General features: G+C 40.8%; 13 protein-coding genes and 1 pseudogene. All 14 read right to left on the bottom strand.

Features of this window, described 5'->3' with window-relative positions; translation table 11 throughout:
- Positions 1–14 precede the first annotated feature (14 nt).
- A complete protein-coding gene (locus tag LLF92_09395; protein MCE5341321.1) occupies positions 15–824 on the bottom strand; it encodes an SDR family oxidoreductase in 810 nt (269 codons plus the stop codon).
- 33 nt (positions 825–857) lie between these two features.
- Entirely contained in the window at positions 858–1,901 is a 1,044-nt protein-coding gene (locus LLF92_09390; protein MCE5341320.1) for a hypothetical protein, read from the bottom strand.
- Positions 1,902–1,913: 12 nt separating this feature from the next.
- Positions 1,914–3,098 carry an AGE family epimerase/isomerase gene (locus tag LLF92_09385; GenBank protein ID MCE5341319.1) on the bottom strand — a complete coding sequence of 395 codons (1,185 nt, stop codon included), beginning with the start codon at positions 3,096–3,098 and terminating at the stop codon, positions 1,914–1,916.
- A 12-nt stretch (positions 3,099–3,110) separates the two neighbouring features.
- Complete coding sequence (locus LLF92_09380) at positions 3,111–3,773, bottom strand: formylglycine-generating enzyme family protein (protein MCE5341318.1); 663 nt, start codon at positions 3,771–3,773, stop codon at positions 3,111–3,113.
- 39 nt (positions 3,774–3,812) lie between these two features.
- Entirely contained in the window at positions 3,813–5,132 is a 1,320-nt protein-coding gene (locus LLF92_09375) for a hypothetical protein (protein MCE5341317.1), read from the bottom strand.
- A 32-nt stretch (positions 5,133–5,164) separates the two neighbouring features.
- Entirely contained in the window at positions 5,165–6,346 is a 1,182-nt protein-coding gene (locus LLF92_09370; GenBank protein MCE5341316.1) for a hypothetical protein, read from the bottom strand.
- A 21-nt stretch (positions 6,347–6,367) separates the two neighbouring features.
- On the bottom strand, positions 6,368–8,092 hold the full coding sequence (locus LLF92_09365) for an FAD-dependent oxidoreductase (protein MCE5341315.1): 1,725 nt from the start codon (positions 8,090–8,092) through the stop codon (positions 6,368–6,370).
- Between the two features lie 5 nt (positions 8,093–8,097).
- Positions 8,098–9,348 (bottom strand): Gfo/Idh/MocA family oxidoreductase, encoded by a 1,251-nt coding sequence (locus LLF92_09360; protein MCE5341314.1) that lies wholly within the window; start codon positions 9,346–9,348, stop codon positions 8,098–8,100.
- Between the two features lie 117 nt (positions 9,349–9,465).
- The gene (locus LLF92_09355; GenBank protein ID MCE5341313.1) at positions 9,466–10,533 is read right to left on the bottom strand and encodes a formylglycine-generating enzyme family protein; all 1,068 of its coding nucleotides are present in this window, start codon (positions 10,531–10,533) and stop codon (positions 9,466–9,468) included.
- Positions 10,534–10,585: 52 nt separating this feature from the next.
- Positions 10,586–12,745 carry an SUMF1/EgtB/PvdO family nonheme iron enzyme gene (locus LLF92_09350; protein ID MCE5341312.1) on the bottom strand — a complete coding sequence of 720 codons (2,160 nt, stop codon included), beginning with the start codon at positions 12,743–12,745 and terminating at the stop codon, positions 10,586–10,588.
- A 585-nt stretch (positions 12,746–13,330) separates the two neighbouring features.
- Positions 13,331–13,501, bottom strand: a pseudogene (locus tag LLF92_09345) (type II secretion system GspH family protein).
- Positions 13,502–13,600: 99 nt separating this feature from the next.
- Positions 13,601–14,611, bottom strand: coding sequence for an SUMF1/EgtB/PvdO family nonheme iron enzyme (locus LLF92_09340; protein MCE5341311.1), 1,011 nt, complete (start codon positions 14,609–14,611; stop codon positions 13,601–13,603).
- 132 nt (positions 14,612–14,743) lie between these two features.
- The gene (locus tag LLF92_09335) at positions 14,744–15,793 is read right to left on the bottom strand and encodes a LacI family transcriptional regulator (GenBank protein ID MCE5341310.1); all 1,050 of its coding nucleotides are present in this window, start codon (positions 15,791–15,793) and stop codon (positions 14,744–14,746) included.
- A 158-nt stretch (positions 15,794–15,951) separates the two neighbouring features.
- Positions 15,952–16,866, bottom strand: coding sequence for a dihydrodipicolinate synthase family protein (locus tag LLF92_09330; GenBank protein MCE5341309.1), 915 nt, complete (start codon positions 16,864–16,866; stop codon positions 15,952–15,954).
- Between the last annotated feature and the right edge of the window lie 263 nt (positions 16,867–17,129).

Here is a 17,129-nt window from a genome sequence, read left to right as displayed (position 1 = left end):
ATTGCTTAACATAATTATTTCCATATAGAAAAACCGCCATCCACGACAAGATTATGACCGGTAACGTAATCGGAAGCAGACGATGCAAGAAACAATATCGCACCTTTTAAATCAATTCCATCTTTTCCCATTCGTCCAAATGGAGTTCGGTCACTATAATCCTTGACAAACCCTTTCTTCATACCGGTTCTTTCAAAACCGCCCGGAGATATACAATTAACATTTATCCCCATTGGAGAAAGATAGCCTGCAAGATCTATTGTCAATCCAATAATACCTGCCTTTGCAGCAGCATAATCGACAGGCTGACCTGCCAGATTGTTACGTTCATACATTCTTCTATCTCTGCCTACTAATGCCGCCATTGAAGAAATACTTATAATTTTTCCATGTTTCTGCTGAGCCATAATTTTCCCGACTTCACGGCAGCAGTAAATGACTCCGGTTAAATTTACATCAATCATTTTTTTTATATCTTCAGGACTCCTGTCGAACAGCTTGCATATTCCGTTTCCTGAACCACCGCCGGCGTTATTGACAAGAATATCAATACGTTTTTTCCATTGGGATGCTTTTTTAACGACGGCACTCACTTTTTCAAAATCAGTCTGGTCAAGTTCAAGAGGCAATGTTTCCGTCTTATATTTATCCTGCAGTTTTTTAGCGGTTTGCTTTGCGTCGGACAAACTGCGCGAGGTTAACGCGACTGCGCAACCTGCTGCACATAAAACCGATGATATCTCGAGGCCGAAATTTTTCGCCCCGCCGACGACCAGAGCGACCTTGCCAGACAAATCAAACATTTTTGCTATTTCATTATGCATTCTGATTTACTCCAGAAAAAAACTGACACATACTCATTCTATAAATTGATAATTCATAACTTTTATCATTTCATCAATTACTGCATAAACATTTTCGACAGGAGTTTCTTCCGGCAAAGGTTTAGCGGTTTCCAAAAGATAGCCGCCTCCTTTGCTTAGGATTTTAACTGCATTACTAATTTCCTGGCGTGCTTGCATAGGTGTACCAAAAACAATATTGCCCTGCGTTCCAATACCTCCGCGAAAAGTCAAATATTTGCCAAATTCATTTTTACAGCGGCTAATATCCATTGCTTCAGGCTGAAGAGGATGAAAAACCTGTAATCCTATGTCAATAAGGTCCGGCATTATCTCGGTATTATCACCACAACTGTGATGCATAACAACTTTGCCGGCAAATCTGACTTTTTCATACAACTTCGCAAGTCTTGGTTTGAAAAAATCTAAAAAAATCTGCCTGCTGATCATCAGGCTCCTTTGTGAACCATAATCGTCACCAAAAGTTACTCCATCAATCGGCAATGCTAATATTTTATCCAATGCCTTAATATGCATTTCCATGAGGATATCCAACGCCTCATGAACGAATTTTGGTTCCAGGAGGTAATCCGTCAAGGTTTGTTCCAGGCCGCGAAGACACCAAAGCCTTTCGCCAAGAGTGCCTGTAAACTGATAGTAAATAAAACAGCCAGGATTTTGTCTCCTTGTCTCAATTATTAAATCTATATCACATTTTGGTACTAAGTCTATAATGGGTATTTTGCGTGCATCCGGCTGTTTGAGAGGCGGATTGATGAAGGTATATCCGCCGTGTTCTCTTTTCCATTCACAGTCAAACCTGTCTCGGAATAGTTCCGGCGAAATATCAATAGATTCAACAGGCCAGAGAATTCTTATGGTATCATCTGCAGGACATGGCCAATGCTGCCTTGGGCCCCACATTTGTGTAAGCTTATTATAAAGCGGCTTTGCGATATAAAGCGTAAAAGGGATACATTTAGGCTCATGGTGATTGATCGCCTGTAAGACAAGTTCTTTTGAAGTTAAATCAATAATATTATTTATTTTATTTTGCATTATTATATTAAATTATTTTGCTGATTTAGCCATTTCTTCAAGAAGTTTCCAGCAGTACAACTGCATTCGTGAAAGATGGAAAGGCCCCTGCCACATATTGCCTTTGGTTGTGGATGAAACCGAGCCATCTCTATGGAGATAACCGAACCAGCCGCCATGTTTTTTATCCGGGAAATGAGCATAAGCCCAGTCGTGTACTTTTTTGTGCCACTGTGCGTATTTTTCGTCGCCGGTTAAATGATAGGCCAGCAGTGTCGCGTAAATAGCTTCATTATGCGGCCACCAGAGTTTCATATCGTGCTCGTACTGCTCACACGGAAAACCTTTAACATCTCTGAAATAAAAAATCCCGCCGTATTTGTTATCCCAGCCGATATCAAGCGACCAATCGAGGATTTTGCAGGCAAGATCAACCAGTTTTTTATCCTTGCGTGCCCTTGCCTCTTCCATAATGAACCACGCCGTTTCAATCGCATGGCCCGGATTTACAGTTCTGCCCATCGGCTCATCAATAAATTCTCCATTGGGACCAACACTTTCCAGCAGAGCCTTAAATTCTGGTTTCATAAAATGATGTTCAATCTCATACAAAGCGTCATCAACAACTTTTTTGTAAATCGGGTCATCGTTTACCTGCCGAAGCACCTGCGTTATTGAGAGAAGTATCATCGGCATCGCGTGCGATTTAAGCTGCCTTGTCTGCGGGATAAGTTTGGGTTCGAGAAGACCGGGAGTGCTGCTGTAACGAAGAATCAATTTATACAAATCATCAGCGCGTTTTTTGAATTCGCTGCTGCCTGTGGTTTTGGCATATTCAGCAAATGCAATTACAGCAAAACATTCTGAAAATACATACCTTCTTTTCCTTAGCGGCTTGCCTTCTCTTGTTACGCTGTAAAACATGCGGCCGTCGGTATCGAAAGTACATTTAAGAATAAAATCAATCCCGTGTTTTGCCAGGTCGAGCCATTCTTTGCGTTTTTCAACTGTGTTATAGAGCTTGCTGAAAACCCAGCTTATTCGCCCTTGTGCCCAAACCTGTTTATCCGACCCGACGATTGTGCCGTCAGCATCGAGAAATGTCAGAAAGCCTCCGTATTTTTTGTCCGGCGAATGTTTTTGCCAAAAGGCAAGAGTATCATTCAATAAGCCATCACGATAAATTGAAATCAGCTCATTTATTCTGTTCTTATCCATTTAATTATTTCCTTATCTTTTTAAAATAACTCTAAATCCAACGGTTGAATTTCGTTGATTATTATATCCAAACCGTTTTGCGCATCGCAGTGCTTGAGGTTCATTCAAATAAGAACCGCCGCGTATGACAAAGATATACCCTTTTGTACAAATTGGATCTATCTTGTCTTCGGGATCATAGCCGGCTTCCTGCCATTTATCCAAGCACCATTCCCAAACATTTCCATGCATATCGTACAGTCCGAATGAATTGTTTTTTTTGGTGCCGACCGGATGAGTATGGTTATCGGAGTTTTGCTTAAACCAGGCAAAATCTTTAAGCTGTTCAACATCATTACCATAACTATATGAGAAATACGAACCAGCACGGCACGCATATTCCCATTGTGCTTCACTTGGTAACGAATAATTTCTTCCTTCCATTTCTGATAACTTCCTGCAGAAAGTATCGGCTTCAGTTTTTGTAACCATTTCCACAGGATTAGCCGGATTTTTGAAAATACTGTAGTTATGACCCAAAACACTTTCAAACTGTTTTTGAGTAACCAAACATTCTGACATATAATAATTGCTTAATCTAACAGGATGAACCGGTTCTTCATCGGAGTCGCGGTCAATTTCTGTTTCAGGAGAACCCATCAAAAAATCTCCCGCCCTGATTAAAACCAGTTTCATTCCGATTGAATTTGTTATTATATTTTCACTTGCCATCTTTTAACTCTTAAAACAAAATGAATATAGCTTTGCATTTTTCATTTTAAATGTAATTTTTACAGGAGTATCGCTAAGTGCACTCAATTTCTTTGCGTCTAAATTTATGTTTTTATCAATCATATTGCCTGTCAAAACTTCAGATTCGACACATTGCCTGCCGGATTCTATTTTTATTTTCAGGAAACCATCCTGTTCTGTTTGACAATTAATTTCCATACGGCTGCCGGAAAATTTCAATTGCTTTGTCAAAATTGAACCCTCCTGCAAACCGGCATTGGCTGAAACAAAACCATCAATTCTTAAAATCGCTCTGCTTATAGTACCACCAAATTCTGTCAAAGCATAAGGCTGATTATGCTTCATTTCAATACCTCGATAATAAATCCATATTTCATTATCTTTAATTATTTGACCAACGCAGGTATGTATCATTGCCCTGTCGAATGCGTTATCTTTACCAAGTTCAATAAACGGCTTTCTCTCAATTCGCTTCCAGGCGATTCCATCTCTGCTGACAGCAAGTTGGGGAATAAGAACATCCTCGTTATGATGATAGCAGCTTGTGATGATAATATAAACATCGTCTGCGCGAGCATATTTAACTGCTGCCGAATTATACATATCCATATCTGACGGGTCATCTTTGTCAAACGTAAGTACCGTTTCAACCACAGGCCAATTCATGAAATCAGATGTTTCGCTTCTTCCAACTGTTCTGATTACATTGGGGTTACGAATCGGAACATTGTGCCGAACATAAGCGACGTATTTTTTTATGCGACTGTCCCAAAAACATACATTTTGAGTATCACATTGATGCTTTAACAGATGAGTGTCATAAGTTGACCAATTAATTCCGTCTGGTGAGTACGCTCCGAAAAGGCCGTCTCCGCCAATCGCATAAACAAGTTTGTATCTATGAGCGTCATCAGCGGTCAGATCTTTAAAAACGGTTCCGCCATGATACAATTTACCTGGATGAGGAAATACGATGTTATTTTCAACTGAATCGTTAAAAGGGATTTTTCCTATTTTAGGTTTTTCCCAGTTTTTTCCATCTTTTGACTGCGCATAACACAAAAATCCCAATGCTTTGCCATCTTCGGCCTTTGAGTATGATTCGTACCACATCCTGTAATCGCCGCTGTCATCCATAACGGTGCCGTATGGACCGACCATGACATCTTCCCATGGTTTTTCAGCAATGACACATTTTTCATAAGTCTTAATCGGCGGGTTTATGCCGAAACTTACTCCACTGCTTTTTTCAATCAGATAATCATCTATAAAAAGCTGACGGCTGTTTTCTATATTTATCACATTAGAATCCATATTATTTTTCAAAATTGAAGCTAATTTTTAATGCTTTCTTTGGCTCTGCGGATTGCATCAATATACGCATCCGGCACATTTTTTATACTGCCATAGTAAAACAGGCGTTCGACATACAGCCAGACATATTCGTCTGAATATTTAAACGCGTTTTTCAAAGACATTTCAATTTCTTCGGGCTGGAAATAGTTTCGTGTAAAATCAGTGTTGCCCCAGCCAGGGTATTCTTTTCTGCCGTCAGCGGGATAATCGTCTCGATTTTTCCCATCAAGCCAGTTGGCGTCAAGCCAGACGCCAAAACCGCATTGGTAAACTTTTGAATATTTTTCTTTATCTGAAACAAACGGCAAAACTTTTTCATCAACAATTGCTCGCCCCTGTGCAAATTCTTTGGCTCGCAAAAAGAAATAGGCGTTTTCCCAACCATCAACAATTTTCACTTTTGGTCCTGCGGCTTCCACCATTCCATTTAAGAAGGGAGAAAGCAAACCATAATCAGCATAATGCAATTTATTCGGATCGCCGCTGCATTTGGAAAAATTATTGCCTTTATTATCTGTGGCTTCATACCAATAATTTGCCGAGTGTCCGAAAGCCAGCATGACTGTAATATCCGGATATACTTTCTGAAAAGCCTGCATTACTTCGGCGCCGCGTTTTTTAACCTGTGCGGCATATTCGTCGAAACTTTTCGTTTTTACATCTTTTTGTTTTTGATAGTTCCATAACGGCGTTTCATATTCTTCAGGGTCGAAGAAAACGCCTTTAATACCGCCTTCTTTCGCGATTAACGCAGCCAGGCCGACATTGTTTAAAATAGCATCAAACGAATCAAACCAATCGATATTGCCGGGCGTAACACAGAGGTAAACAAAATTATCTGTTAATTTCTTGAATTTTGTATTTTTGAAACTGTCGATGGAACTTTGTATTTCGTCTTGTGTGAAAACGCGATTACTCCAGCTTCCCCATGTAAAGTCAAATTTACGCGGCCTGCCGTCCAACAACGATAAATGAGGATTTTTTGATGTAATACCAAATGTCCAGCCGTCAAAAGGCGTCTGTTCCATCTGGTCTACGATTTGAGGCAGCGAATTTACATCCGGTTTATCGATACCAACATAAATTAATTTTTTGCCCGCATGAGCTGCCGAGAAAGATACGCAAAAAATAACGACCATAGTGATAATTGTTTTATTCATGACTTTAATTCCTTTCAAAATTTATCTAACATCAAACGCAAATAAATGCGCATTTTCCGAACCCCATGTTGCCTGTGGTATAAATCTGACCGCTTTTGTGCAAACAGAAATCGAGACGCGTACAAATCTTTGATAATTATTATCCTCGCTAAATACAGTTTCCCATTTGCCGGTTTCTGTTTGAGTTTCAATTTTAAATTTCTTGATAATGGTTTTAGGCACGCCATACGGCTCTATGTCGAGCGGATAGCAGCATCTCAACGCCATGTTATTGCGATTAAGGTCGCTATCGAATATCAGGCAAACCTGTTTTATATTTTTCGGCTCTTTGAAAGAATATTGAATCCATGAATCTAACTTTCCCATCCATCCATTATCATTATTACCCGCAGGCCGATCAATTCCATTTCTTAATGGTTCAGGATCGCCTTGTGATGCTGTCAATTCAGCCTGTCGTGATAATTCCGGAACAGGCCGAGTATGCCATGGAATATAGCAATCGTCTTCCATGAGTATTTGCTGCAATTCTTTTATATGCTTATTGTAAACGCCTCTTGGTGTTGTTTGTTTTCGCAGAGCGATAGATACCGCTGTTCCAACTGCCTGACCGATAATGGAGCATGTCCGCATTACACGAGTTGAACTTAAAGCAGCATGAGTAACGCTTATATTTCGTCCCGCGAACATAAGATTTTCAATATTGCGCGAATAAAGACACCTGTACGGAATCCCATAAGGAGAAGGAGCAGGATGAAAAATCGTTGGATTACCCGGCTGTTTGAATCCTTTTGGGTCATGGTCGTCCATCGGCCAGCCGCCATAAGCCACTATATCATCGAACTTCCCTTCCGCACGAATATCATTTTGCGTAAGAATATAGTCGCCGACATAACGCCTGCTTTCACGTTTGCCTGGCAGAAAACCAACCCAGTCCAAAGCCCAGTTATCTGCGTTATGGTCGCCATGATTTTTTATATGATCCCAAACGCCAAACGCGATTTTCACAAGATCATCTTTTATTTGCTCTGTATCGTGAATGCTGTCGTTTACGCCGCCGACTTCAATCCACCAATAATTAGTCTCATCGATTCTATGCGGGCGGTTGGGCAAATCTTCATCTTTCGCGTATTTGTAAGCCCATTTCGGCGGTATGAATTTTTGATATGAAGACGTTTCCCTCGCCTGAATCAGACAACTTAGTCCCATCGTATTTTTATCCGCAGCGGAAGGCTCAATATCTTCATTAAATTCTTTTGAAGATTCCCTGCCGATACTAAATTCCGCTCCAGACATGGGCGCTAAAATACTGTCGCCCGAACAATCGGCGAAAATTTTGGCTTTAACTGTATGCCGTGTTTCAGTGGTAAGCTGCCACGCCTTTACGGATGCAATCTGATTGTCCCGCATTTCAAGACCAACACAAGAGCAGTTGCAAAGCAATATAATGCCGTCCTGATACCTTGTTTTGCCGTAAAGAACGCTGTCCCAGATACTGTAATTTGATAACGGATTTAAATAGTAATTTTCCAGAATGATTTCTTCAATTATACCTGTCTCTCTATTATTTTCTCCACGGGCGCCGGCCGGCCACATTCTGATTTCGCTTGAAGCGTTGCCACCCGGAACAGGCCTGTCATGAATCAAAGCCGCCTTTACGCCATGCCGGGCGGCAGAAACAGCTGCGCATAAACCAGCCAATCCTCCGCCAACAACGCAAAAATCAACTTCGTGAAATACGTCTTTCATATTCTTCAATTTTCCACTGAAACTATATTTCCATTTCGCCGGGATCTTTCGGCCGCAAAAACCATCAAATGCGACTCAAGTGTTTCATCAGGTCCGGTCAATATTTTACTGCGGTCGTTTCCGGCAAGTGCGGATATGAAATTATTCATCAGGCCTTCATCGCCGCCGCCATGTCCGACATAAATCGAACTGTCTGCCGGCGTTGTATCTATTTCTTCTTTTTTGTCGGTGAGAAAATCGTATATTTTAATTTTCGTCCCGTCACCATCAATCGCGCCTTTTGTTCCAAAGATTCTGGTTCTTCTGTTGGTCAATTCGGTAAAAGCGGTCATTGTAAATGTCGCTGTTTTCCCGTCTTCAAAAAGCATATTTACTACCTGATGGTCAACCACATCATTATCGCATGAATAAACACATCTGCCGTAAGGACCGGTTTTGATGGCGTTGAGCACGCCTTCTACGGTTAAATCATTTGTTATTGTATCCACCGGCCAGCAGAAATGCCCTTTGTTCGCGAAGCTCATGTAGATTTTCTTGGCCGAATACGGACAATTTGGTTCATGTATGCAATCCAGACAGCGGTCCGAAGCGCCTTTCGGTTTATTTGCTTTTGTAAAATACTTGAGATTGCCGAAAGAAGAAACTTTTACGCACTTCGAACCCGACATAAATCTTATCCAGTCAAGGTCGTGGCATGATTTGGCCATGAGCATAAACGTTGACTGCGATTCATTACGCCAGTTTCCGCGCACAAAAGAATGCGCCTGATGCCAATAACCCACCGGCTCAAGATGCTGAATACTTACTATTTCGCCGATTCTGCCGCTATCAAGAATATTTTTAAGTTTCTGACTATAAGGCGTATATCTCAATACATGACACACACCAAAAATGATATTTGCTTTCTTAACGGCATCAACAATTTGCCTGCATCCCTGCTCTGTAGTCGCCATCGGTTTTTCAAGCAGAATATGATAGCCTTTTTTGGCAAACGCAACTGCCGGCTCAACATGTATCGAATCCTGCAAAGCTATAATGACGGCATCCGCGAATTTATCTTTTGACGCCAGCCCCTGCCAATCTTCGAATACATTTTCTTTAGGAATTTTATGCTTTTGGGCAAATTGATTTCTATAATATTCTCTTGGCTCTGCAAGACCGACAAGTTCTACATCGCCGGAATGCTGCTGTATATAGTTGGAATAGACATTACCCCTGCTGCCTGCACCAAGGAGAACAACCTTCACTAAAGACATTTTTAGCTCCCAAAATCCCTTAAATAGTTTTATAGGGATTGTACATAGAAATCAAAGATTTTCAACCGTCAGCCATTTCCTTATGGCCTGCAACACACGTGAACTTATTGCATCAGATTAATTGCATGCTTCTGCAGGGTCCAAATTGCACTCGGCCCAATGAGATGCTAACAACGCAAAATCCGTAAAGTCAACTTTGCAATCGCCATTCAGATCACCTGGGAATGCTGTCAAGCAACCAGTAAAAATGGTCGAGAGTCTAAAACCAGTCTCATTGTTTGTGGCTGTTGCAATCGCATAATGCATTGAGGCATACGAAACATCACTTGCAGCATCTTTAAGAAAAGAACCGCCATTTCGTATACGATAGGTTGCAGGAAAAGTTGGAACTCTGCCTTCATTCCATTCATAGAGATTGCCGCCCTGGTCAAAAGTACCATACGGCCCTGGTGATTCGTAATATGTTCCAACAAATGTCGTCTTGCCATAACCTACACCGTCTCCCCAATCAAAACCGTTAGCTTGATAATTAACTTTTTTGTTATCAGGGTCTGTAGGTAACGGTCCGCCGACAGGCGCTGAATTACTTTGGGTTGTGTATGTCCAATAGCCTGCGTTGGCGCCGCCTTTGTAAAATGCCGCTTTATACCATTCATTTGCTGTTGTAATCCAGAATTTTGCGTCTGCATTATGAGTTACAGTCGTCGGTTCTGAATCAATATTCGAATAAACGCCATATTCAGTGGTATTTGAGTCGTTTAGCATTCCATTATGCATCCAATTGGCAAATCTCGCTGCTGAACGCCAACTGACCCAGTTAACTGGTTTATCACCATATCCGCCATTAAGTCCGTATATATATGCTCCTGGAGAACCGCCTCTAACTATTCCTCCTCTGGTTGGATATACGGGATTGGCCATATTTGTATTATATAAGCTATGAGGATCGTCTTTTGAAGCAACCGCACACAAAAAGGCTACGTACTGATTATTTGTAACTTCGTATTTTCCAATTTTGTACAAATAGTTTACATTGCCCCACAGTGTATTACGAACTAAACGTGTATCCGATGCATTGCATGGATCTCCAACTACAACAAAATCCATGAAATCAGCTTTTAAACTTCCAGCACAAAACAATGCGATAAAAGATACAGAACATAAAGCTATTAATTGCTTTTTCATTGTTACTCCTATTATATCTGTTTATATATCGACTACCTTTATTTCAGTGTTATTAATAACATTCGCTTTGCGGAACTCGACTGCATTCGAGCCAACTTTCAACCATCTTTGCCATGTCCATAAAATCAATCTTACAGTCAGGATATATATCGCCTACAATTGGCTCTACACATTGCGGGCCGCTGAATGCCAGCCTGAATCCTGTATCCAAATACGGTCCCCAATAATCATAACTCAAAGTATTATACATCAAATATGAATAATCATGACACCATGCGCCTCCATGCCTTCTGCGCAAATTGTTTTCATAACCCGCAGGAGCCCATTCCTCCATTAGTTCAAAAACATTTCCACCCATATCAAATGTTCCATAAGCGCCTGGTGAAGCAGTGTAAAAACCCACTGAAACCATATCGCCATGGTCCACACCTTCACCAAAATCGAAATTGTCAGCCGTATGATTTGCACGATTAAAATCAATGTCAAATGGTCCCGGTGCAGGAGCAGTGTCGCTCTGTGTTGGATATGTCCAGTAGCCGGCATTGGTGCCGCCGCTTTTATAAAATGCCGCCTTATACCATTCATTCGTTTTAGGTATCCAATACTTGGCATTTGGAAAATGTGTCAACTGATCAGTTTTGCCCCAACCGTTGGGATTAGGATTTACTTCATTGAAAGTACTTGCATCATAAGCCCCATATTCGGTGGTGCTGGCATCATTGAGCCTTCCATTGTGCATCCAGTTGGCAAATCTCGCAGCCGAACGCCAGCTTACCCAGTTAACTGGCAGATGTGCCCTGCCTGGAATTGTACTATAGGTATAACTGCCATCAGAACCGCTGCGCTCGATACCGCCTCTGTTGGGATAACTCGAATCTCCGTTGGGATTCATTTCAAATAAAGGATCATAATAATATAATTCATGAGGATCACTTGCAGCAACCGCGTTTAAAAAAGCACAATATTGTGCGTTAGTCACCTCATATTTTCCAATTTGATATTTATATGGCACATTTCCAAAAAAGAATGTTTGTCCTATAAATGTTACAGGCCGTGAATCCACTGAATTGCCAATATCTTCGACAGGTACAAACTCCATAAACTCATTCGACCGGCCAAATCGAACTGCTGCGTGATAAGTGTATGGTATATTCCTGTTACCACCATGAACATTCCACCAGAAAAGTGTCTCTGAATAAACCCAGACATATTCATCAGCAACACTCAACGCATATTTCAAAGCAGATTCAAATTCATCAGGATTGAAATAATTTAAATACTGCTGGGTAGGACTTGTATACCAGCCCCCAATCCTATGATCGACATCCATCCACAAACCAAAACCTAATGTATACTTCTGCACATATTTAGCATCATCAGCAACAATCGGCAGACAGTCTGTTGTAAATGCAGTTCTTGCGTTTTGGAATTCTGTCAGAGTTTTAAATTTATAAGAGCCTTCATAACCATCGACAAATCTCACGCCCGTACCGGCTACTTCAAGCATACCATCGAGGAATGCAGGAAGCAAACCATATTGAACGTTGGGCAGTTCTGATATATTACCGTTTATTTGGCTCGGACCCCAAACATAACTATAAGCGGCTGCTAAGAAAATGAGTACATTTGGGTCTTCAGCCTGCATTGCCTGCATTACTTCACGGCCGCGCTGCTTGACCTGTGCCTGGTATTGCGCAAAAGTTTTTGTAGTTTTATATTTTTGTTCTGAATATTGCCAGAGCTGGCCGGAATAAGATTCGATATCGAAAAACATACCCTTAGCGCCACCCTGCTTTATCATCCACGTTGCGGTTGCCATATTGGCTTTGATGGAATTGAAATCATCGAACCAGTCTACAAACCATGTAACATCCTTATCTGCCGCGACAGTAACTCTTAAGAAGTTTTCCGTAAAATTACCATAATCGCTGACTGCATTAAGTTCGTCGATGCAATGCTGCAAATCAGAACGGCTAAACATCGTCGTTCCCCAGCACTGCCAACTGAATTGATTCCTTGTCGTTGGGTTCAATGGTTCAGCAAAAAAACCAGTTCCATCAAACGGCTGACTCTTCATTTCATTTATATTCGTTATAAATAAAGCGGTATTTGGGTCATCATATCCCATTTGAATCACTTTTTTTGCAGTTGCACCGTAACTCAAACTCCCAAGAATTAACCCCAAAAAACAAATCGTTATTATTTTATACATAAAAACTCCTATTTAAAAATTTGAAAAAACTCGCAACTAAGGTCTGTCCGATCGTCCCCATACACCGTTCTTATTGGTAGCCCAATCCCGAATGGGTACTGCCGTTACAGACATTCCAGCAAGTAATACATTGCCCGTTTTGTTATGTCTCGGAACGAAAAAATTATATATCGCAATCTTCCCGTATCCTCTGACAAGATTTGCACAGGAATCTTTTGTCCCATCTTTGTCTGCATCATAGTCAAATATCCACCTTGTAGGTGGACATATCTTGCCATCGCCGCTACCCGCATCAGCCATCAAAAAGGTTGTACGCGGAACCCTCGGCAGTTTACGGCTTATTTCCAATGCGGGGTTACCCCAACTCTGACCATTATCCGTTTTAGTCGCAAAAACATTTACCCAGTTTAGGCCATATGACACATTATTATATTCTGTTTTTACACTTGGGCACCAAAAATACTTGCTGCCGCCATTAAGTGCATTGTACACATTTTTGTCTATTGAAAGATAAGGATATATAACCTTGAAGCCGCCGTCGGCCTGCGGCAATCCGCCATTATAAGCCTCTGCGTACAAAGTAAACCCCAGTCCCAACTGCTTTAAATTCGATTTGCAGACAGTTGCTTTCCCCTGTTCACGTGCTTTGCTCAAAGCAGGCATCAATACTGCAAGCAGTATGGCGATGATCGAGATAACAACCAGAAGTTCAACCAGTGTAAAACCCGCCAACGGTTTTCCCTCGGCTTTTTCCAAGCCATGACTCTTTACCTGTAAAATTCTGTATTTCACAATTAGCTCCTAAAGACTGCTTTAAAATGGGGCGCAGAAATTGCGCCCCTAAACAATCTTTCATTATTTCCGTTTTCTTAATAAACCAATAAGCCCTGCACTCATAAGACATATCGTTGTCGGTTCTGGAACCATAGTAGGATCGCATGCAATTCTAAATCCTGTAACTCTCTGTCCATTCGCTGCAATTGCTACGCTCAATGAATCATAAGATACTTCACTTGCTGAATTCTGCAGGAAATTGCCGCCATTACGCCATCTGTATGTATCCGGATATCCACCCAGTGCATAACCTTCATTCCACTCGAATACATTTCCGCCCATATCAAACGCACCATAGGCACTTGATGATAGAGAGTAGTTACCAACAGCAACTAAATCACCCTGGTCATAACCTTCACCGAAATCATAATTGTCCGCTTGATAATTAATTCGGTTTGTTGCGGGATAACTCGCTCCATCTGGACCACCAACAGGCGTAGAATCGCTTTGTGTTGGGTATATCCAGTAACCTGCGTCTGTGCCGCCGCCTTTATAATATGCAGCCTTATAAAATTCATCCGCAGTAGGAATCCAGTATTTGGCATTTGCGTTATGCGTCGCTGGTTCGAGGAAAGGATCGTCATATGCGCCATATTCTGTAGTAGATGCGTCATTCTGCATACCATTGTTCATCCAATTTGCAAATCTTGCCGTTGATACCCAACTAACCCAGTTTACGGGCATATTTTCACGTCCCGAAATCGTGCTGTATGTATATGACCCTGCCGAACCGCTTCGGGTTATTCCACCTCTATAAGCGTAGGAGGAACTTCCCATGTTCTCATTATATAGGCCATATATATCATCTGCTGCAACCGAATTCAGGAATGTCGCATACTGCGCATTAGTTACCTCGTAGGTGCCAATACCATAATCATAATTTACCGCACCAAAGGTATAAGCCCCTCTGACTAAACGCGTGTCAGCCACATTGCCGGCATCGCCAACTGCAACAAAGTCCATAAACTCAGCCCTTACAATCCCGCTTCCAAGTACTGCTACTACAAACAAAACTGTTAAATACTTTTTCATTATACTTCCTCCAAAAAACTAATTTATATCAATTATATTTTTTCCCGCCTAATTGTTTTTTTTCTTAAACCTCCTTTCGCCATTAACTTTTATCAACAATATATTTTTTACACAGCTTGCATCTGCAAAAAGCTAACCAGCAGATTCACGCCAAATAAATTCCATTGAAATTTGCTTAGTACGCACCGGCGACTGCGGTTCTTCCAAACGGCCGAATAACATTTCTTCAATAGCATCAGCTACATCATAATTTCGTCGTGAAATACTTGCTATCGGAGGGTCCATAAATTTAAGGCCATCATTATCGTTAAAACCTACTATTGCAATATCTTGAGGAACACGCAAGCCGCGATTTTTTGCCCATGCGACAGCGGCGATTGCACCTTCATCAGCACCACAAAATAGACAATCTGGCAATTTAGTATGGCCTTTCGGAAATCTTCCTTCCAGAACATCATAATAGGTTTGAGTAAACACCTGGCTTGGTCCCCATGGACAATCTACAAATGCTATCTTCGATAATGGAATTCCCTTTTTCTCCAGAGTCTGCACAAAAGCACCTACTTTTTCTTTCGCTGAAGTCAATGGCATTATGATTGCCGGATAGTTGCGTCCTGTCGCCGCAAAGTGTTCAGCAACTGCGGAAATCGCTCCAAGCCTGTCTTGAACAACTTCGTCAACTCCCAACCCCTGATAACTTGGCGTAACAACTACTGCCGCTCGGAATCTCTTGAGAAGGGAAAATATATTTTTATCTTTTGGAACAGGAGGTCCCCATTCAACCACAATGCCATCTATGCCGCGATGACTGTAATCTTCAAGGGTCTTGGCAATTTCAACATCATCAAAAATATTATCCATTACCGAAGGAACATATCCTCGCCTTTGCACTCGAATGGTAAGATTTCTTGTCATTTGAACCGCAGCCGGGGGGCCGCCCAAAGACCATAAAACCCCTATCGTTTGAGTCCTGCCTCCGCGTAATCCTCTGGCAAGTAAATTCGGCTTGTAACCTAATTCTCTCGCCGCAGCTTCAACACTCTGCCGTGTCTTCTCAGCAACCGGTGCTGAACCTGCGAAAGTACGTGCCACAGTTACCGGACTTACTTTTGCCAATTCCGCAACATTAATAAGGCTCGGTTTCTTTTTCTTCAACGTTGTTTTTAGTTCATCAATTTGCATATTTTTAGTTTCTATGATATCGTTTTCATGATAAGGTTATCATGTCCATATAAATTGTCAACCAAAAAATTTAAATACATTAAAAAAAACCTCTAAAAAATGCTTATTTTGCTAATATAAAACATTAAAATGCATAGACTTATAAAAATAACTTATTTTTACATTATGCCGCCGTTTTCCAAATTAAAACCAGACTTTTGCATGCGGTTTTCAACCACAATGATCTCATCATTATCAGGCCATCGAAGTGGAAGCCTAGGCTGGCCCATTCTGAAACCACGTTTTTTGAGAAAGTAGCTGCCAAAGCCAAGAAATGAGTAGCCTTGTATAGAGAGCCAATACTTGCGAAATTCACAACTTAGCGCACTGCCTTTTTTATAATCATTGTTTTTAATTGCATTGAAAATTTCAATAACAATTTCAGGTACTACATTATATGTTGAACCTATTACGGCTGTTATCTGAGGAATCGATAATGCCTGTAAAAGGCATTGATCAAACCCATGAAATAATTGCCAATGTGCGGGACCATTGTTAACTATTGCCTGATGTATAGACAAATCCGCAACAAAAGCTTTTATTCCTGCCATATTTGGTATTTTTGCAAAACCATTGATTAAATTATCCACTCCATATTTGTTGACTGTTGACTCAAATAAATAGGGATAAAATGGAATATCCGTAGCTTCGGCAATAATAGAAAGATTTGCTATTTCATCATCAAAGCCGACTGGATAATATTGCGGAGGCAGCGAACTAATACCACATACTCCTTTTATTCCCGCAGCATGTTTCGCTAATTCTACTGCATCTTTTGTTGCCATTGAACCTACATGCACCATAATTGGCACATCACCATTAACAGATTCTGCAACAGATTCGAGAATTTTTTCCCGTTCTTCTTTACTAAGAAGCAATCCACTTCCCGTTGTACCGCACAAATAAAATCCTCCGCACCCCTTTTTAACTAACCATTTGGCAAGCCTTGCAGTTTCTTTATAGTTAACACTGCCACTATCTTCAAAACATGTATAAAGGGCAGGAATTATGCCATTAAAACTTCTTTTATTCATAATTATATCTCCGAATTTCTAAATATAGTAAATTTATGCTACATTGTTATCATTATATTTAAATTTCTATAATACACAAAAAATTACGAATGCAAATTATATTTTGGTTTATAATATTTTTTACAGTGCCATTAAATCCTTACTTGAAAAAAAGATTGAGAATATTTAAGGTGATAATGTATAATCCTATGATCCATAGTCGGTCAACAAGTTTTTTCACATAAAGAGCATTTTTTATCTTATCCTCTTCACATTCATCCGAA

The sequence above is a fragment of the Planctomycetaceae bacterium genome (genome assembly GCA_021371795.1).
Lineage (GTDB): Bacteria > Planctomycetota > Phycisphaerae > Sedimentisphaerales > UBA12454 > UBA12454.
The sequence above is the reverse complement of the archived record's forward strand: the minus strand, read 5'-3'. Positions and strand labels throughout refer to the sequence as shown.